Source organism: Paenibacillus sp. 2TAB23 (genome assembly GCF_052115165.1).
GTDB lineage: Bacteria > Bacillota > Bacilli > Paenibacillales > Paenibacillaceae > Pristimantibacillus.
This window is the reverse complement of record NZ_JBFRGD010000035.1, coordinates 1-18,715: the sequence shown is the minus strand read 5'-3', so window position 1 is coordinate 18,715 and position 18,715 is coordinate 1. Positions and strand designations below refer to the sequence as shown.

The 18,715-nt window shown below is 48.5% G+C and carries 14 protein-coding genes and 1 other annotated feature (1 of these 15 cut by a window edge); of the genes, 13 read left to right on the top strand and 1 reads right to left on the bottom strand.

The features are described from left to right. Positions 1–55, top strand: a binding site (T-box leader) (it extends 248 nt beyond the left edge of the window). 46 nt (positions 56–101) lie between these two features. Next, complete coding sequence (gene ileS / locus AB4Z29_RS30270) at positions 102–3,200, top strand: isoleucine--tRNA ligase (RefSeq protein WP_441946625.1); 3,099 nt, start codon at positions 102–104, stop codon at positions 3,198–3,200. A 143-nt stretch (positions 3,201–3,343) separates the two neighbouring features. After that, complete coding sequence (locus tag AB4Z29_RS30265) at positions 3,344–3,682, top strand: DUF5665 domain-containing protein (protein WP_441946624.1); 339 nt, start codon at positions 3,344–3,346, stop codon at positions 3,680–3,682. 3 nt (positions 3,683–3,685) lie between these two features. On the opposite strand, the gene AB4Z29_RS30260 is transcribed toward AB4Z29_RS30265, so the two are convergent. Further along, the gene (locus AB4Z29_RS30260) at positions 3,686–4,414 is read right to left on the bottom strand and encodes a TraR/DksA C4-type zinc finger protein (protein ID WP_441946623.1); all 729 of its coding nucleotides are present in this window, start codon (positions 4,412–4,414) and stop codon (positions 3,686–3,688) included. Between the two features lie 322 nt (positions 4,415–4,736). Between AB4Z29_RS30260 and lspA the strand changes: the two genes are divergently transcribed. From lspA to AB4Z29_RS30205, 11 genes are all read left to right on the top strand, one after another. Then, positions 4,737–5,258: a signal peptidase II gene (gene lspA / locus AB4Z29_RS30255; RefSeq protein ID WP_441946655.1), complete on the top strand. Its 522-nt coding sequence runs from the start codon at positions 4,737–4,739 to the stop codon at positions 5,256–5,258. Then, entirely contained in the window at positions 5,239–6,177 is a 939-nt protein-coding gene (locus tag AB4Z29_RS30250) for an RluA family pseudouridine synthase (RefSeq protein ID WP_441946622.1), read from the top strand. Before lspA ends, AB4Z29_RS30250 begins: the two co-directional genes overlap by 20 nt. Before the next feature lie 119 nt (positions 6,178–6,296). Further along, positions 6,297–7,532: an LL-diaminopimelate aminotransferase gene (locus tag AB4Z29_RS30245; RefSeq protein ID WP_441946621.1), complete on the top strand. Its 1,236-nt coding sequence runs from the start codon at positions 6,297–6,299 to the stop codon at positions 7,530–7,532. Positions 7,533–7,869: 337 nt separating this feature from the next. After that, a complete protein-coding gene (gene pyrR / locus AB4Z29_RS30240; protein ID WP_183563571.1) occupies positions 7,870–8,445 on the top strand; it encodes a bifunctional pyr operon transcriptional regulator/uracil phosphoribosyltransferase PyrR in 576 nt (191 codons plus the stop codon). Next, positions 8,442–9,341: an aspartate carbamoyltransferase catalytic subunit gene (locus AB4Z29_RS30235; RefSeq protein WP_441946620.1), complete on the top strand. Its 900-nt coding sequence runs from the start codon at positions 8,442–8,444 to the stop codon at positions 9,339–9,341. The genes pyrR and AB4Z29_RS30235 overlap by 4 nt, the downstream gene beginning before the upstream one ends. A 42-nt stretch (positions 9,342–9,383) precedes the next feature. Next, positions 9,384–10,670: a dihydroorotase gene (locus AB4Z29_RS30230; RefSeq protein ID WP_441946619.1), complete on the top strand. Its 1,287-nt coding sequence runs from the start codon at positions 9,384–9,386 to the stop codon at positions 10,668–10,670. A gap of 63 nt (positions 10,671–10,733) precedes the next feature. Continuing rightward, positions 10,734–11,879 carry a carbamoyl phosphate synthase small subunit gene (locus AB4Z29_RS30225; RefSeq protein WP_441946618.1) on the top strand — a complete coding sequence of 382 codons (1,146 nt, stop codon included), beginning with the start codon at positions 10,734–10,736 and terminating at the stop codon, positions 11,877–11,879. Further along, positions 11,866–15,090: a carbamoyl-phosphate synthase large subunit gene (carB, locus tag AB4Z29_RS30220; protein ID WP_441946617.1), complete on the top strand. Its 3,225-nt coding sequence runs from the start codon at positions 11,866–11,868 to the stop codon at positions 15,088–15,090. The genes AB4Z29_RS30225 and carB overlap by 14 nt, the downstream gene beginning before the upstream one ends. Positions 15,091–15,230: 140 nt before the next feature. After that, positions 15,231–15,968, top strand: a complete 738-nt coding sequence (gene pyrF / locus AB4Z29_RS30215; protein ID WP_441946616.1) for an orotidine-5'-phosphate decarboxylase — start codon at positions 15,231–15,233, stop codon at positions 15,966–15,968. Then, positions 15,961–16,608: an orotate phosphoribosyltransferase gene (gene pyrE / locus AB4Z29_RS30210; protein ID WP_441946615.1), complete on the top strand. Its 648-nt coding sequence runs from the start codon at positions 15,961–15,963 to the stop codon at positions 16,606–16,608. The genes pyrF and pyrE overlap by 8 nt, the downstream gene beginning before the upstream one ends. A gap of 169 nt (positions 16,609–16,777) precedes the next feature. After that, entirely contained in the window at positions 16,778–18,505 is a 1,728-nt protein-coding gene (locus AB4Z29_RS30205) for a methyl-accepting chemotaxis protein (protein ID WP_441946614.1), read from the top strand. Positions 18,506–18,715 lie beyond the last annotated feature (210 nt).

The window sequence follows — 18,715 nt, the reverse complement described above, 5'->3', positions numbered from 1 at the left end:
TCGATATTGCATGCGCGGAACAAGGGTGGTAACGCGACTAAGCCTCGTCCCTTCTCATAGGGATGAGGCTTTATTTTTGTTTATAACAGGAGGCTGGAGAGATGCAACGCGTTGATGTCAAAGAACGTGCCCGTACTCGTGAGATGAGAGTGCTGGAGCAATGGAAAACTAACGAAACCTTTAAAAAATCGATCTCAAACCGGGAAGGCAAGCCTAACTTTGTGTTTTACGAGGGACCGCCTACCGCTAACGGAGCACCGCATATCGGTCATGTGCTTGGCCGGGTAATTAAAGATTTTATTTGCCGTTACAAAACGATGGCCGGTTACCGTGTCATCCGTAAAGCGGGTTGGGATACACACGGCCTGCCGGTTGAGCTTGGCGTCGAGAAACAGCTTGGCATTTCGGGCAAGCAAGAGATCGAAGAATACGGTGTGGAGAAATTCGTAAAGAAATGCAAAGCCAGCGTATTCGAGTATGAGAAGCAGTGGCGTGAGCTGACAGAGGCAATCGCTTATTGGACGGACTTAGATAATCCGTACATTACGCTGAAAAACGAGTACATCGAAAGCGTATGGCATATTTTATCAACGATCCATGGAAAAGGCTTGCTGTACCGCGGACATCGGGTTAGCCCTTATTGTCCGGATTGTCAGACGACGCTCAGCTCGCATGAAGTCGCGCAGGGCTACGAGGACGTGAAGGACCTTAGCGCAACAGCTAAATTCAAGCTTATCGGAACTGGCGAATATATTCTTGCTTGGACGACAACGCCATGGACGCTTCCGGCTAACGTTGCTCTTGCGGTAAACCCTGAGCTTGATTACGTACGTGCTTCCAAAAACGGCGAGGTGTACATCGTAGCTCAGAATTTGGCGGAAAGTGTGCTGAAGGATGGTTACGAAGTATTGTCAGCGGTCAAAGGCGCGGAGCTTGTTGGTCTTAGCTATGAGCCGCCATTTAATTACGTGGCAATCGAGAAGGGCCATATCGTAATCGCAGGCGATTTCGTCAGTGACACTAGCGGTACGGGTATCGTTCATATTGCTCCGGCACACGGTGAGGACGATTACCGTGTATCTCGCGACAATGGCATCAGCATGCTGAGCGTAGTAGATTTGGCAGGCCGTTACGTTGCTGAGGTAACCGATTTTGCCGGACGTTTTGTGAAAGACGCAGAACTGGATATTGATATTGTCAAAAACTTGAGCGAACGCGGACTGCTCTACTCGAAAGAACGTTACGAGCATAGCTATCCGTTCTGCTGGCGCTGCAAGTCTCCGTTGATTTATTACGCGATGGAGAGCTGGTTCATCAAGACGACTGCGGTTAAAGATCAACTGATCGCGAACAACAATAGCGTGGATTGGTATCCGGGTCATATTCGCGAGGGGCGCTTTGGCAAGTTCCTAGAGGATTTGGTCGATTGGAATATCAGCCGTAACCGTTACTGGGGTACGCCTTTGAACGTATGGGTATGCGAAGTGACGGGCAAAGAGTATTCGCCGAGCAGCATAGCTGATCTTAGGGCGATGGCAATCGGCGATGTGCCGGAGGACATAGAGCTTCATAAACCGTATGTTGACGGAATTAAATTGAAATCGCCATTCGCGGAAGGTGCGGAGATGATCCGTACGCCTGAAGTGATCGATGTATGGTTCGACAGCGGTTCAATGCCTTTCGCTCAGCATCATCATCCGTTTGAGAATGAAGAATCATTTGGCGAGCAGTATCCGGCAGACATCATTTGTGAAGGTATCGACCAAACGCGTGGCTGGTTCTACAGCTTATTGGCGGTGTCAACGCTATACAATGGCAAGGCGCCATATAAAGCCGTCATTTCTACTGGCCATATTTTGGATGAGAATGGTCAAAAGATGTCCAAGTCGAAAGGCAATGTTATCGATCCTTGGGAGATCATTAATGAATATGGAACTGATGCGTTCCGCTGGGCATTGCTAGCTGACAGCGCGCCATGGAACAGCAAGCGTTTCTCCAGAGGCATTGTTGGCGAAGCGAAGTCAAAGGTCATTGATACGATCGTGAATACACACGCCTTTTATGCGTTGTATGCGTCAATTGACGGCTTCGATTACACGCAGCATGAAGAGACAAAGTCAGACAACAAGCTTGACCGTTGGATTATCTCACGCTTGAACAGCTTAATCAGCACCGTGAATAAAGGACTCGAAGTGAATGATTTCCTAAATCCAGCCAAATCGATAGAAGTATTCGTTGATGAGCTGAGCAACTGGTATATTAGGCGCTCACGTGACCGTTTCTGGGGAAGCGGGCTATCGGCTGATAAATTGGCATCTTACCAAACGCTTCGCAGCGTGCTGATCACTCTGTCCCRTGTGATCGCTCCTTATGCGCCACTGTTGGCGGAAGAGGTATACGGAAATCTAGGCGGAGAAGGAAGCGTGCATTTGGCCGACTATCCGAAAGCGGATGAAGCCGCTATTGACGAGACGCTTGAGCGTGACATGGAAAGCGCGAAGCAGGTTGTAGAGCTGGCCCGCAACGTGCGTAACGAAACGGGAATTAAGACGCGCCAACCACTATCTGAGCTTATCGTGTCGCTAGACCGCGATTTCAACGTGACTGATTATGAGGATATTATAATGGATGAAATTAACGTTAAAGCGATAACGGTACAGCATTCGGACAGCGGCTTCGTTGATTTCACCTTGAAGCTGAATTTGAAGATTGCCGGCAAAAAATACGGTAAGAACGTTGGTCCAATTCAAGCGCAGCTTAAAAGCTTGCAGGCAGATCAAACGCGCGGAATTGTAAATGGCGGAGCGTTTGAATTTTTGACTGCGGAAGGCGAGCAGCTCTCCATCTCAATCGAGGAGCTTCTCGTAGAGAAACAAGCCAAATCCGGCTTTGCTTCAGCTTCAGCTGGCGGCGTAACCGTTGCTCTGAACACGGATATTACACCTGAGCTGGAGCAAGAAGGCTGGGTGCGTGAAGTGATTCGTGCCGTACAGGATACGCGGAAGAAACTCGATTTGCCGATTGAGAAACGAATTGACCTCGTACTTGATGTTGACGCCGTGCTTAAAGAAGCGCTGGATGCATTCGGACAGGTGCTTCAAGAAAATGTGCTCGTTCAATCGGTAGCCTTCGAATCGCTGCCTGAGATGGAAAGAGTTTCACTTGGAGAGAAAGAAATAGGGATTTTCATCCGTGGTTAAGGATATAGTATAGAGGATAATCACACGCGAAAAAACGAGGCCGTCGCCTACCGGCTGCTGCAGCAAGCGACTATAAAGTCACTTGCATGCAATGGCTGGAAGGCCCGACCTCGTTTTATTGTTGGTGAAAGGGGATGCCTCTTATGAAAATAATCAACCCGGAACAACCGAAACAAGGTAGCAACGAGGATATCTCGTTAAGCAGCCTAGACAAACGGCTGCAGAAAATTGCCGCTGACTTAGAACATACGCAAATAGCCGAATACGTTAATCTGTTGAACAGACCGAGAACCATGATTTGGAAAAACTTGCTCGCTGGTACTGCCAGAGGAGTCGGCATCGCGATCGGCTTTACCTTTTTTGCTGCGACGATTCTTTATGTGCTGCGTATTCTAGGTGCGCTGAACCTGCCGATCATTGGCGATTATATCGCGGATATCGTACGCATCGTTCAAATTCAGCTGGAAGGTAAAACGTATTAATCGTCATCTGTCCTCGGCTTCATCTGTTTCGAGACCGTGATCGCCTTCGCCTGTATCCAAATAATGCAAATATTCTCGGTTTCGAATGACGGAGACATGGCGGCCTGTTATATCCGTCGCGAGAAAGCTCTCGAGCGGCTCGACATAACCATCGTTCTCATACGCATCAATGCCTACATGACCATAATCGGCTACATCTCGATTCTCGGACATGGCGGGTGAATCCGCATTGCCCCATTGCTCGACAATCTGCCAAGCATCTTCGCCGTCGAAGCCGTTGTAAGAATCCTGCTCATCCATACTGGTTCGTCCAAACGGCGGGTCAAGCACGATTTCTTCAACGGGTCTGCGAAGAGACAGATGCTGCCTTGGCGCATGTTCAATGCAATGCAGCGTATCTGGCACAGCATCAAGCCGCTCAAGCGGTATGGGTTCATTACAGGTTGCGCATATCCCATAGGTGCCGCTGGCAATGGCTTGCAGGGCTGCGTCAATGCGCTGGAGATGAAGCTCCTCTTGTTCAAGCAACGCTACATCCTTCTCGCGTTCATACAGCTCTGTAGCTGTATCGCCGGGATGGTTGTCAATGGAAGTAAGCTCACCGGTATCATCTCGAAGCGATTCAGAAAGACCGTAATGATCATTGTTTTCCAGGCGCTGTTCGATTTCACTCTGTTCGTCCAGCAATCTGCTTTGCAGCAGTTTAATATGTGCATTTGTTGTCCTTGTCATATGAGCACCCTCCTTAGCAGGGAACATGATTGCTGTATTAGCTTTAGCTTAAACAAGGATTTTCAGTATGGGCTTCAATGGAAGATCCAGCTGCGGTACTGGCTCTTATTTGGTCCGGTATGCTACAATTAGTTGGTAACAAGGTGAAATGGCAATCGCCGTCCTTTGACGGCGCGGCGCATTTCATTCCGAGAAATATAGAGAATGTATAGGTTAAGGCTATACTTTCCTATATTTTAAATATTAACGCTCACGTTTTGCTTAGTCACACACGAAGCGTCTTTCGTTAAACCGTGCTTTACCAAAAAATAGGAGTGATATGATGCGTTTTTATTATTACTGGATAGCGGTTTTAGTGTTTATCCTTGATTTTGTAACAAAAAGATTAATTGAAACAAAGCTTGAGATCATGGAGCAAATAAGCGTTATCGGTAATTTTTTTCTCATAACATCTCACCGAAACCGAGGCGCGGCATTTGGCATTTTGCAAGAGCAGCGCATCTTCTTCATTATCATCACGATTGTGATTGTAAGCGGCCTTATTTGGTATATTCAGGCAATGAGGAAGACAGCAAAGCCTTGGCTGTTAATCGGACTAGGGCTCGTGCTCGGAGGCGCGATTGGCAATTTTCTTGACCGTCTGCGGTTTGGTGAAGTTACCGATTTCCTGCAGTTTAATTTCGGCAGCTATTCATTTCCGATATTCAACGTGGCGGATTCGGGTATCGTCTGCGGTGTAGCATTAATACTAATTGACACTTTATTATCTGCAAAAGATGAGAAGAATCGTTCGCAAAATGGAGAGGACAAGGATCAAAACAATCATGAGCAGCAACCTGTATAACGAGGAACCAATGGAATGGATCGCAGGGGCGGAGCAATCCGGCGAACGCGTAGATAAGTTCGTAACAGACAGCATAGATGACCAAGCCGTATCACGGACACAAGTGCAGGAATGGATTAAAGCAGGCGCCGTTCATATCGACGGCAAACTGGCCAAAGCGAATTTTAAAATGATCGAAGGCAATCATGTCGTTCTTCATGTGCCTGCGCCTGAAGAGGCGGCAATCGTACCAGAGAATATCCCTCTTGAGGTTATTTACGAAGACTCCGATTTGATTGTCATTAATAAGAAGCGCGGCATGGTCGTACATCCGGCGCCAGGGCATTCGTCAGGGACGCTTGTTAATGCGCTCATGTACCACTGCAAAGATTTATCCGGCATTAACGGCATGATTCGGCCGGGAATCGTGCATCGTATTGATAAAGACACAACGGGCTTGCTTATGGCCGCCAAAAATGACCTAGCCCATATTTCACTAGCGGAGCAATTGAAGGATCATACCGTTACAAGGAAATATATCGCGCTAGTTCATGGAAACTTGCCACATGATCAAGGAACAATCGATGCGCCGATTGGGCGCGATCTTAATGACAGGAAGCTGTTTACGGTAACGGAGCGCAATAGCCGAAATGCCGTCACTCATTTCCATGTATTGGAACGTCTTGGCGATTATACGGTAGTCGAACTTCAGCTTGAGACGGGACGTACGCATCAAATCCGTGTACACATGAAATATATCGGTCACCCGCTGGCAGGGGATCCGGTGTATGGCCGGAATAAAACAGTAGCCTTAAAAGGACAAGCGTTGCATGCAACCCTACTTGGCTTTACGCATCCGCGAAGCGGGGAACGTTTGGAATTTGAAATGCCGCTGCCTGCTGACTTTGAATTTGTGCTTAGCAACCTGCGTTCGAGATAATTCGAAACGTGCAAAAGTGCAAACTTTTCACCACTTTATTCATTATTTAGAGCGGAGAAGTACGTTATTCTAATGGATATGTACAGATGCAAATGAAAAATAAGGATAGGTGACAAGAAATGACATCCATTAATCAAAATTACTTGGAGCTGCAAGGCAGCTATTTGTTTTCCGAAATTGCCAAAAGACGTACGAAATTTATCCAGGACAACCCGAATGCTGAAATTATCAGCCTAGGAATCGGCGACGTAACTCGCGGCTTGCCTGATGCCGTTCTTAATGCCATGCACAGTGCAGTAGACGAGCTTGCCGCTCCAGGCTCATTCCGTGGTTACGGTCCTGAACAAGGCTACGACTTCCTTATTAACGCAATTATCGAAAATGACTACAAAGCTCGCGGCATCGAGATTGCTACGAACGAGGTTTTCGTCAGCGATGGTTCGAAATGCGATGTCGGCAACATCCAAGAAATTTTCAGCGAAAACAGCATCGTAGCCGTTCAAGATCCCGTTTATCCGGTATACGTGGATACGAACGTTATGGCTGGCCGCTCAGGCAAATACAATCAAGAAACGAAACGCTACGAGAATATCGCTTACTTGGAATGCACGGCTGAGAACGACTTCAAGCCAAGCCTGCCTGACCGTAAGGTTGACATCATTTACCTATGCTATCCGAACAACCCGACGGGTATGACGCTTACTAAGGAAGAGCTTAAAGTATGGGTTGATTACGCAAAAGCGAACAACTGCATCATTCTTTATGATTCTGCCTATGAAGCGTTCATCCAAGAGGAAGATGTTCCACACAGCATTTATGAAATCGAAGGCGCACGCGAGGTTGCCATTGAATTCCGCAGCTTCTCCAAGACGGCTGGCTTCACAGGCGTTCGCTGTGCTTACACAGTAGTTCCGCGCGAGCTTAAAGGTTTAGATGCTTCAGGCAACGAAGTGCTGATCAACGATTTGTGGAATCGCCGTCACACAACGAAATTCAATGGCGTATCCTACGTGACTCAGCGCGGTGCAGCTGCAATCTACTCGCCAGAAGGCAAAGAACAAATTAAGTCGCTGGTTGACTACTACATGACGAATGCAGCAATCATTCGTGATGGTCTTGCTTCGCTGGGCTTGGAAGTTTTCGGCGGCGTCAATGCGCCTTACATCTGGCTCAAAACGCCTAATGGCATGGATTCCTGGTCATTCTTCGATAAGCTGCTAACAGAAGCGAACATTGTAGGTACGCCAGGCGTAGGTTTTGGCCAAAGCGGACAAGGCTACTTCCGTCTTACTGCATTCGGCAGCCGCGAGAATACGGAAAAAGCAGTAGAAAGAATCCGTAAGCTCAGCCTTTAGTATCCAGCGCTATCTCTGCATAGCTCATCGGAAATCATCCACACTATGTACAAGCGGAAATCTTCGTTTTCACTTGACATTTTTCGACTGACGTGGGATAATTCCTATGATAAACAGCAGTACCTTTAACTCAGTCCCGAGAGGCTGGCAAGGTAGCGTGAATAACAAGTCAATTGAAGAGAAGAATTGGACAGCCTAGGCTGCTGCTTTCTGTGACGGAAGCGGCGAAGGCTCGTACCCTAACTCTTCATGACTTCTCACAAGCTCCTTGCGATTTCTGCAAGGAGCTTTTTGTCGCAACCTGGCATTTGGACTAGAATGGAAGGAGTCAGCGGAAATGACGGAAGAAGAGCATTTGGTGATTATGGACGAAACAGCGATTCGACGTGCATTAACGCGAATTGCTCACGAAATTGTGGAGAAAAACAAAGGTATCGACAATTGTGTCATCGTGGGTATTCGAACGAGGGGCATCTACCTGGCTCGCCGAATCGCCGAGCGTATTGGGGAAATTGAAGGAAAACCGGTGCTTGTAAGCGAGCTTGATATTACGCAGTATCGCGATGACCGGAAAACGGTGATCGGCGCAGACGTTGAAGTCGCAGCAGCAATCGGTGACACAGACGGCGTACCCTTCAACGTCCAGGACAAACGTATCATATTGTTCGATGATGTCTTGTACACGGGCAGGACGATTAGGGCTGCAATGGATGCGCTTATGGACTGCGGCCGACCGCAAAGCATTCAATTAGCGGTGCTCGTTGATCGGGGCCACAGAGAGCTGCCAATACGGCCTGATTTCGTAGGGAAGAACGTTCCGACCTCCAAGCAGGAGCAAATCGAAGTAGCTCTTTCCGAAATCGATCACATGGATCAAGTAACCATTATCAACCAGAGGGGGCAAGCCGGATGACTTTGACACAGCTTAAACAACGGAGTTTGCTCGGATTAAAAGAGCTTAGCCAAGAAGAAATCGAATCGATTCTTGATCGTGCCGCATATTGGGAAAATCATGAAACGAAAGTTCATCATACGCTGCAAGGCAAGTTCGCAGCGAATATGTTTTTTGAGAACAGCACACGAACGCGCTTTTCTTTCGAGGTTGCTGAGAAGCGGCTTGGCACAGAGGTTTTGAATTTCTCTGCGGCAGTATCCAGCGTCCAGAAGGGCGAATCGGTCTATGATACGGTTCGTACGCTTGAATCGATGGGAATCGACGTCGGCATCATTCGCTTGAAGCCAATCGGCGTGCTGGCCGAGCTGGCAACCAAAATAAAAGTCCCGCTAATTAATGCGGGCGACGGCAATAACGAGCATCCCACTCAAGCGCTGCTCGATATGTATACGATGCGCAAGCATTTTGGACAACTCAAGGGTTTGACGGTCTCGATTGTCGGTGACGTGCTGCACAGCCGCGTTGCACGGTCGAACTTGTGGGCGCTGCAGAAATTCGGAGTCAAAGTAAATTTCTGCTCTCCGCCTAATATGCAAGCATCTGAGCTAGACGTATCCTACGTCAGCATGGATGAAGCTTTGAAATCGGATGTTGTCATGATGCTTCGCGTCCAGCTCGAGCGCCATGAAAGCGGCATGCTAAGCTCGGCCGAAAGCTACCGCGAGCATTACGGCTTGACGGTGGATAGGGCAAGCAAGCTTGCCAAGCATGCGATTATTATGCACCCTGCTCCCATTAACCGAAACGTCGAAATAGACGACGAGCTGGTTGAGCACCCGCAATCAAGAATTTTTCCTCAAATGGAAAATGGAGTGCCGATTCGCATGGCTGTCGTGGAACGGGCGCTTAGCTAAATACAGCAACACAAACTGATAATTCCGGAGGGTGAAACAACTATGTCATTATGGATTATTAACGGTAACGTATGGAACGAAACTTCCGGCAACCTAGAGAGCAAGCATATTCGCATTGAAAATGGCTTGATCGAGGCAGTAATAGACGGTACGCAAACGCCCGACACAGGCAGTGCAGAAGTTATTGATGCGCAGGGCAAGCTAGTATCACCTGGCTTTATCGATATGCACGTCCATCTGCGTGACCCGGGCTTCGAATATAAAGAAGATATCGCGACAGGTACGCGTTCTGCAGCAAAAGGCGGTTTTACGACGATCGCCTGCATGCCGAATACGCGTCCGGTAACGGACACGGCTGAAACTGTTCGCTACATTAAAAGCAAAGCGGAGCAGGTTGGAGTTGTAAAGGTACTGCCTTACGCATCCATTACCAAAAATGAGCTAGGCCGCGAATTGACGGATTTCGCATCCTTGAAGGAAGCCGGCGCAATTGGCTTTACAGACGATGGGGTAGGCGTGCAAAATGCCCAAATGATGAAAAACGCGATGGCACTCGCACATTCGATGGATATGCCGATCATTGCACATTGCGAGGATGATACGCTTGTGGAAGGCGCTTGGGCGTCGGAAGGTGAATTCTCCCGCAAGCACGGCTTGAAAGGCATTCCGAATGAGTCGGAAGCGATTCATGTAGGTCGAGATGTCCTGCTCGCAGAAGCTACAGGCGTACACTACCATGTCTGCCATGTAAGTACAGAACAATCGGTAAGATTAATTCGCCTTGCCAAGCAAATCGGAGTGCGCGTAACTGCTGAGGTATGTCCTCATCACCTGCTGCTCTCCGACGAGGATATCCCTGGTCTGGACGATGCGAATTGGAAAATGAACCCGCCGCTGCGCACGCCGCGCGACGTCCAAGCCGTTATAGAGGCGCTTGAAGATGGCACGATTGACATGGTCGTAACCGATCATGCGCCGCATAGCGCCGAAGAGAAAGCACGCAGCGTACAGCTGGCTCCGTTCGGCATCGTTGGCTTTGAAACAGCGTTCCCGCTTTTGTACACCAAGTTTGTACAAACAGGCAAATGGACGCTTGGCTTCCTCTTGCAGCGTATGACTGCGGATCCGGCTCGCGTTTTCCGGCTTCCGACCGGCCGCCTCGAGCAAGGAGCACCGGCTGACATCACAATCGTCGACCTTGCAAACGAGCGTGCAGTGGACCCAAGCACATTTGCTTCCAAAAGCAACAACACGCCTTTCGGCGGCTGGAAGCTTAGCGGCTGGCCAGTAACAACCATCGTAGACGGCGCGATCGTCTGGTCTGAATAATCACGTTTATTAGCCTAGTAAATACAATATATGGGGTAAATCAACACCTGAGGAGTGATACGGATGCAAGCAAGATTATTGTTGGAAGACGGAACGTTGTTTACGGGTCTTTCATTCGGCGCAGAAGCGCAAATGATGGGCGAGGTCGTTTTTAATACTGGAATTACAGGATATCAAGAGGTACTGTCCGATCCGTCCTACTGCGGACAAATCGTGACGATGACATACCCGCTAATCGGGAACTACGGCATTACGCGCGACGATTTTGAATCCATACGACCATTCATTCACGGGTTCGTTGTTCGCCGCCACGAAGAGGTTCCGAGCAACTGGCGCGCACAATATTCGCTTGGTCAGCTTCTGAAAGAATACGGTATCCCGGGCATTAGCGATATCGACACCAGAATGCTTACGCGCAAGCTGCGCAACTACGGCACGATGAAAGGCCTTATCACGACTGGCAATGAGCGTATCGAAGAACTTGCTGAGCGTCTGAACATTTCCAAGCTAATGACGGATCAAGTTGCACGCACATCAACATCTCATGTTTTCTCAAGCCCTGGACAAGGCGAACGTATCGTGCTCGTAGATTTCGGTGCCAAAAGCGGTATTCTGCGTGAGCTTACGAAACGCGGCTGCGATGTCGTCGTCGTTCCGCACAACACAACGGCAGATGAGATTCGCCGCTTAGCACCAGACGGTATCCAATTGTCCAATGGTCCTGGGGACCCGCAGGATGTACCTTACGCGGTCAAAATGATTTCCGAGCTGCTTGGTGAATTCCCGATCTTCGGCATTTGCTTAGGCCACCAGCTGTTTGCCTTAGCATGCGGCGCCGAAACAACCAAATTGAAATTCGGCCACCGTGGCGGCAACCACCCGGTGAAAGAACTCGCAACTAACCGTTGCTACATTACATCTCAGAATCATGGGTACACCGTGCTTGAGGATTCGGTCAAAAACACGCCGCTATCCGTAACGCACATCAATAACAATGACCGTACCATCGAAGGTCTGAAGCATAATACATTCCCAGCTTTCTCGGTTCAATATCACCCGGAGGCAGCACCAGGACCTTACGATTCCAGCTACCTATTTGATGAGTTCCTAGAAATGATCCGTACGCACAAGAAAAACAACCCACAAAAACCTCGTCAAGCTGTGTTATCGGAGACGTTGAAAGGAGAGCTTCAGTATGCCCAAAAATAATGAACTCAAAAAAATTCTCGTGATCGGTTCCGGTCCAATTGTCATCGGACAAGCGGCGGAATTCGACTATGCCGGTACTCAGGCTTGCCAAGCGCTGAAGGAAGAAGGTTACGAGGTTGTACTCATAAACAGCAACCCTGCAACCATTATGACCGATACGAATATGGCTGATAAAGTATATATCGAGCCTATTACGCTAGATTTCGTTTCTCAAATTATTCGCCAAGAGCGCCCTGATGGGCTTCTTCCAACACTAGGTGGTCAGACTGGCCTAAATATGGCAGTTGAGCTCGCCCGCGCCGGCGTCTTGGAGCGCGAGAACGTGAAGCTGCTCGGAACTCAGCTTACTGCGATTGAGAAAGCAGAGGATCGCGACTTGTTCCGTGACCTAATGCGTGAGCTTGAACAGCCTGTTCCGGATAGTGATATCGTTACAACGGTAGAGGATGCTGTGAATTTCGCGAATACGATTGGATATCCAATCATCGTTCGTCCTGCTTATACATTAGGCGGAACAGGCGGCGGTATTTGCGCGAACGAAGAAGAGCTTCGGGAAACGGTAGCTTCCGGTATTCGCTACAGTCCGATCAGCCAATGCTTGATTGAGAAATCAATCGCCGGCATGAAGGAAGTTGAGTATGAGGTTATGCGTGATGCGAACGACAACTGTATCGTTGTCTGCAACATGGAGAACTTTGACCCGGTTGGCGTACATACTGGCGATAGCATCGTAGTAGCGCCTAGCCAAACGTTGTCTGACCGCGAGTATCAAATGCTTCGTTCGGCATCTTTGAAAATCATTCGCGCTTTGAATATCGAAGGCGGTTGTAATGTACAGTTCGCACTTGATCCGCAAAGCTATCAATATTATGTAATTGAAGTGAATCCGCGGGTTAGCCGCTCGTCAGCGCTTGCTTCCAAAGCAACGGGCTATCCAATTGCCAAAATGGCAGCGAAAATTGCTATCGGCTATACACTTGATGAGCTTGTCAATCCGGTTACAGGCCAAACATACGCATGCTTCGAGCCTACGCTTGACTATATCGTTTCTAAAATTCCGCGCTGGCCTTTCGATAAATTCGTCAATGCAAACCGCAAGCTGGGTACGCAAATGAAAGCGACGGGCGAGGTTATGGCTATCGGTCGTACCTTCGAGGAATCTATTCATAAAGCAGTCCGTTCCTTGGAGATCGGCGCGCACCGCATACATTTGAAGGAAGCATCATCGCTTGAAGATGCCGTACTTCGCTCGCGCTTGGAAAAGCCCGATGACGAGCGCATGTTCCTCGTAGCGGAAGCGTTCCGCCGCGGCTACAAGCTGCAAGAGATCCAAGATATTACAAATATCGACTGGTGGTTCCTTGATAAAATCGAACAAATTGTTGCATTCGAGGATCGTATGCGCAGCGAAGCGACTTTGACGGAGCAAACGCTCTATGAAGCGAAGCGCAAAGGCTTTTCTGACCGCTCCATTGCCGAGATTCGCAAAGAAGGCTTCCCTAACGGCAGCCACACGCATGAAGATGACATTCGAGCATTGCGTGTACAGTTGAACCTTAAGCCAGTATACAAAATGGTTGACACTTGCGCAGCTGAGTTTGAAGCTTCGACGCCTTACTACTACTCCACCTATGAGGTAGAGAACGAGGTTACGATTACGGATAAGCAAAAAGTGCTTGTACTCGGCTCAGGTCCTATTCGGATCGGTCAAGGCATCGAGTTCGACTACTCGACCGTACATGCGGTTTGGGCGATTCAGAATGCCGGCTATGAAGCTGTAATCATTAACAACAACCCGGAAACGGTATCGACAGACTTCAGCACGTCAGACAGACTTTATTTCGAGCCATTGTTCTTCGAGGATGTCATGAATGTTATCGAACAAGAAAACCCAATCGGTGTAATCGTACAATTCGGCGGTCAAACAGCGATTAACCTTGCGGCACCTCTATCCAAAGCTGGCGTGCGCATTCTAGGCTCAAGCCTGGAGAGCATTGACGCAGCTGAGGACCGGAAGAAATTCGAAGCATTGCTTCGCGGCCTTAACATTGCACAGCCAGACGGCAAAACGGTTATATCGGTCGATGAGGCAGTCGTTACAGCTCAATCACTCGGATACCCTGTGCTTGTTCGTCCATCGTATGTACTTGGCGGACGCGCAATGGAGATTGTGTACTCCGACGAAGAACTTCTGAGCTACATGGAAGTAGCAGTTAAAATCAATCCGGAGCATCCGGTACTGATCGACCGCTACATGCTTGGCAAAGAGGCAGAGGTAGACGCAATCTGCGATGGTGAAACGGTTATTATTCCGGGTATCATGGAGCATGTTGAACGCGCGGGGGTTCACTCCGGCGATTCCATTGCGGTGTACCCTCCGCAGTCACTATCGGAAGATATTAAACAGCAGATTGTCGATATCACGATCAGCATCACGAAAGCATTGAATGTAATCGGACTTGTCAACATCCAGTTCGTCATCCATCAAGATAAAGTGTATGTAATCGAAGTTAATCCGCGTTCATCGCGTACGGTTCCGTTCTTAAGCAAAGTGACGAACATTCCGATGGCTAACTTGGCTACCAAGGCCATTCTAGGTACGAAGCTTGCTGATCTCGGTTATGTAGAAGGCTTGTGGCCAGAGGACGAGTATGTATCCGTTAAAGTTCCAGTATTCTCCTTCGCTAAGCTTCGTCGTGTAGATCCAACGCTTACGCCGGAAATGAAGTCGACAGGCGAAGTAATGGGGCGCGACGTACAATATGCGAAAGCTCTATATAAAGGTCTTATCGGTGCAGGCATGAAGATTCCGACTTCCGGCGCTATTATTGCTACTGTTGCGGACAAAGACAAAGAAGAAGCGACAGAATTGCTGCGCGGATTCTTTAATCTCGGCTACAAAATCATCGCTACAGGCGGTACCGCCAAAACGTTGGAAGACGCGGGACTCATCGTAACGACCGTTAATAAATTGAGTGAAGGCTCACCGAACATCCTGGATCTCGTACGCGAAGGTCAAGCGCAGTTTGTCGTCAACACATTGACAAAAGGCAAAGCCCCTGAACGAGACGGTTTCCGAATTCGCCGTGAGGCAGTTGAGAATGGCGTTGTGTGCATGACATCGCTTGATACGGTTCGCGCATTGCTTATCATGCTCGAGACGTTGAATTTCTCATCGCGCTCCATGCCGGTGCTGCTTCAAAAGAAATAAGCTCTCACCAGCTTAAAAGTACGGCCAGCGTTTATTGCTTGGCTAAGCATCTAAGGGCCGTAAGCCCTTTAGGTGCTTAGCTGAAAGCGAACGTATGGCCGTTTATTATGCAAATGAGCATAGAAATGGGGAGAACATAAATGAAGATAACGAAAGAACAAGCAGCAGGACGGATTATGGTTGCGCTGGACTATCCAGATGCTGAAGCTGCTGAACGGCTCATAACAGAGCTTCAAGGTATTCCTTGTTATTTGAAAGTAGGCATGCAGTTGTTTTATACGGCAGGTCCTTCGTTTGTAAGCAGCTTGAAGGACCGCGGCTACTACGTGTTTCTTGATGTGAAAATGCATGATATTCCGAATACGGTAAAAGGCGGCGCAAACAGCATTACAAAGCTCGGCGTAGATATGTTCAATGTCCATGCTGCAGGCGGCAGCGCTATGATGGAAGCGGCGATGGAAGGCGTGGATATGGCGTTGTCGGGCAGCGGCTTGAATAGGCCAGCCGTAATCGCAGTCACCCAGCTGACCAGCACAAGCCAAGCCACGCTGAATGAACAGATCGGTATAAGCGGTTCAGTCGAGGCAGCAGTCATTCGGTATGCAGAGCTTACTAAGAAAGCAGGACTAGCTGGCGTAGTTGCATCTCCATCGGAGGTTGAGGCCATTAAAGCGGCATGCGGGTCAGCTTTCAAAACCGTAACCCCAGGCATACGCCCGGCTGGCTCAGCTGTTAATGACCAATCACGAATAATGACGCCTGGCGAGGCTTTGCGACAAGGGACAGACTATATGGTAATCGGACGTCCGATTACCGCTGCTGCGAATCCAAGATCCGCATTAGAATCAATCATTGAGGAGCTGATTTCCTATGAGTAAATTAACGATATCGGAATTGCCTGACCAAATTGCCAAAAGCCTTCTTGAAATCGAAGCTGTGGCGCTGCAGCCAAATGATCCATTCACGTGGACCTCGGGTATTAAATCTCCAATCTATTGCGATAATCGTCTTACGATGACTTATCCTGCCATTCGCGATCTCATTGCAGAAGGGTTCGCAACGATTATCCGCGAGCAATATCCCGATGCTGACGTAATTGCAGGCACATCGACAGCAGGCATACCGCATGCTGCTTGGGTTGCGCAAAAGCTTAATCTGCCAATGGCCTACATCCGCGATAAAGCTAAGGGCCATGGCAAGCAGAATCAGATCGAAGGCAAAGTACTGCCAGGTCAAAAGGTGGTCGTGATCGAGGATTTGATTTCTACCGGAGGCAGTTCTATTAAAGCAGCTCTAGCTGTTAGGGAAGCCGGAGCAGAAGTGCTAGCTGTACTTGCCATTTTCACTTACGAATTTGAAAGTGCGAAACAAGCTTTCGAAGCGGAGCAAGTGCCGCTCGCTACGCTATCTAATTACAGTGCGCTTATTGATTCCGCTGTCCAACTTGGAAAGGTTGCTGCTGGGGATGTAGCAACGCTGCAAGCTTGGAGACAAGACCCGCAATCCTTCGGTAAATAGCAGCTTGGCTGCAGCTATCAAAAGGCATGTTCTCTTGTTTAGGAGAACATGTCTTTTTTTGCTGCTCATTCGACAAACAAATTTAAATATTTTAATAGATGACTATAAGCACAGGCGTTTACCTCCGATAAATACTATAGAGATAATGAACGAAGGGGCGGAATGAAGAATGAAATTGTCTTTACGATTTAGATTGGCTATGCTTTCAATTGTACCACTTGCGTTTTATGCGTATACGGGTCTTTTTATGCTTGGTGAGCAGCGTTCCTTATTGGAACAAATGACTGAGGAAATATATGAGACCTCAAGCAAAGTTGATTCTCTGATCCTGAATGCGGATCGGGATATGTACCAAGCCTACCAAGCTTATTTGCAAATAGAATCGGGCACGCTTGATCAGGCAAACGCTGATGCGGCACGCGAGGAGCTCGCGCTGAATATTAAGCAGGTGGATGACCGTGTAACTGAAGCGCAGGCCATATTATTCGAAAAAGGTATGCAAACGCTGGCCGAAGGGGAGTCGAAGCGCAGCATCGATCAGATACTGATTGAGTTCCGTGCGAATTATAATTTCTGGACGGAGGCCGCTGTAAAAGCTGCAGCAGATGGCGTAAGCAAATTCCAAAATAGTCAAATTGATAGCAGCTTCCTAAAAAGCCGCTCCGGCATTGACGAAATCGGTCAAAGCATAGCTAACCATACAGATCTAACTCTTTCCAACATTACAAAGGATCTGGACGAATCGCAGCTTACGTTGTTTATTTCGATTATATCAGTGACAGTTGTTCTTGGAATTTTTGTGTTTTTTACGATTCGACATATTATGAAAACGATCAGAAGCGTTGTTTTCAAAACCCAGCGTGTAGCTGAAGGTGACTTAACAGTCATTCCTGATGCAAAGTACAGCAAGGATGAGCTTGGCAGTATTTCACGTTCAGTCGACCATATGATTGAGGCGATGAGCCAGTTGATCAAAGGGATCGCCGATAATGCAGCTGAAGTGACCAGATCGACAAACGAGCTGACGACTACCTCGAAAGAATCGGCTGCCGCTGCCGAGCATGTAGCCCATAATATTAATGAAGTCGCAAACGGCTCTGAAGTACAGGCTAGAGGGGCAGAGGAGACTTCCCGTGCTATTGAGGAAATGACAATCGGTATCCAGCGAATTGCCGAGAATACCGCTTCGATTGCTGACAAGTCAACCTCGACCTCTGAGCAAGCCAGTCAAGGACATGATGCGCTATTGCGGTTAATTACGCAAATGGACGAAGTGTCTACGGTCATCAATAAGCTTTCCGCAACCATTGGTACGCTGGAGCAACGCTCCAAAGAAATAGGTGCGATAGCTGACAACATCACAATCTTTGCTAATCAAACGAACATATTGTCGCTCAATGCTTCTATCGAAGCAGCACGCGCAGGCGAGCATGGTCGGGGCTTTGCAGTAGTTGCTGGTGAAATTCGCAAGCTGGCAGCAGGTTCGCTTGCTTCAGCAGAAGGTATCCATCAGCTGGTGGATGAGACGAGGACTGAGATCACTGGCGCGTCCGCTTTTATGGCCCAAACGGTTGAGGAAGTAGAACGGGGAAGCGATCGCGTGCGCGACGTTCGTCAGAATCTGGATATCATTGTTGCTTCTATTACTCAGATGAGCGAGCAGATCCATGAGAACTCTGCCATTACACAGCAGATGTCAGCGAGCTCGGAGCAAGTAAGCGCGTCGATGGAGCAAACCGCGTCAACTGCGGCAGCGAACCTGGAGAAGACGGAGAGTGTAGCAGCCGCAACGGAAGAACAGCTTGCCTTGATGGATAATATTTCGTCATCCGCCAGCCATTTGAACGAAATTGTGCTTGAGCTGGATCAGGCGATCTCTCATTTTAAAGTAAAGTAGACATGTCATGGAAAGCTGTCGACGAAGGTTGCGAAAGCATCTTCAGTAGGCAGCTTTTTTCAAATGACGAATTGTAATATGAAGTGCGACAGCTAGAAGAACAAAGAAGCCCATGAGTGGATTCGTGTAAAATGGAAGTTACCACACAACCATCAATTACAGGAGAACCCAACATGAGCTACTCCCATCTTAACATAATTGAACGAGGGC

Bases quoted from the DNA above. Each gene is read 5' to 3' on its own strand.
- pyrE (WP_441946615.1), top strand. From the start codon at position 15,961: ATGAGTAAATTAACGATATCGGAATTGCCTGACCAAATTGCCAAAAGC.
- AB4Z29_RS30250 (WP_441946622.1), top strand. From the start codon at position 5,239: ATGAGCAGCAACCTGTATAACGAGGAACCAATGGAATGGATCGCAGGG.
- AB4Z29_RS30245 (WP_441946621.1), top strand. From the start codon at position 6,297: ATGACATCCATTAATCAAAATTACTTGGAGCTGCAAGGCAGCTATTTG.
- pyrR (WP_183563571.1), top strand. From the start codon at position 7,870: ATGACGGAAGAAGAGCATTTGGTGATTATGGACGAAACAGCGATTCGA.
- AB4Z29_RS30235 (WP_441946620.1), top strand. From the start codon at position 8,442: ATGACTTTGACACAGCTTAAACAACGGAGTTTGCTCGGATTAAAAGAG.
- AB4Z29_RS30205 (WP_441946614.1), top strand. From the start codon at position 16,778: ATGAAATTGTCTTTACGATTTAGATTGGCTATGCTTTCAATTGTACCA.
- carB (WP_441946617.1), top strand. From the start codon at position 11,866: ATGCCCAAAAATAATGAACTCAAAAAAATTCTCGTGATCGGTTCCGGT.
- AB4Z29_RS30230 (WP_441946619.1), top strand. From the start codon at position 9,384: ATGTCATTATGGATTATTAACGGTAACGTATGGAACGAAACTTCCGGC.
- lspA (WP_441946655.1), top strand. From the start codon at position 4,737: ATGCGTTTTTATTATTACTGGATAGCGGTTTTAGTGTTTATCCTTGAT.
- AB4Z29_RS30225 (WP_441946618.1), top strand. From the start codon at position 10,734: ATGCAAGCAAGATTATTGTTGGAAGACGGAACGTTGTTTACGGGTCTT.
- AB4Z29_RS30260 (WP_441946623.1), bottom strand. From the start codon at position 4,414: ATGACAAGGACAACAAATGCACATATTAAACTGCTGCAAAGCAGATTG.
- pyrF (WP_441946616.1), top strand. From the start codon at position 15,231: ATGAAGATAACGAAAGAACAAGCAGCAGGACGGATTATGGTTGCGCTG.
- AB4Z29_RS30265 (WP_441946624.1), top strand. From the start codon at position 3,344: ATGAAAATAATCAACCCGGAACAACCGAAACAAGGTAGCAACGAGGAT.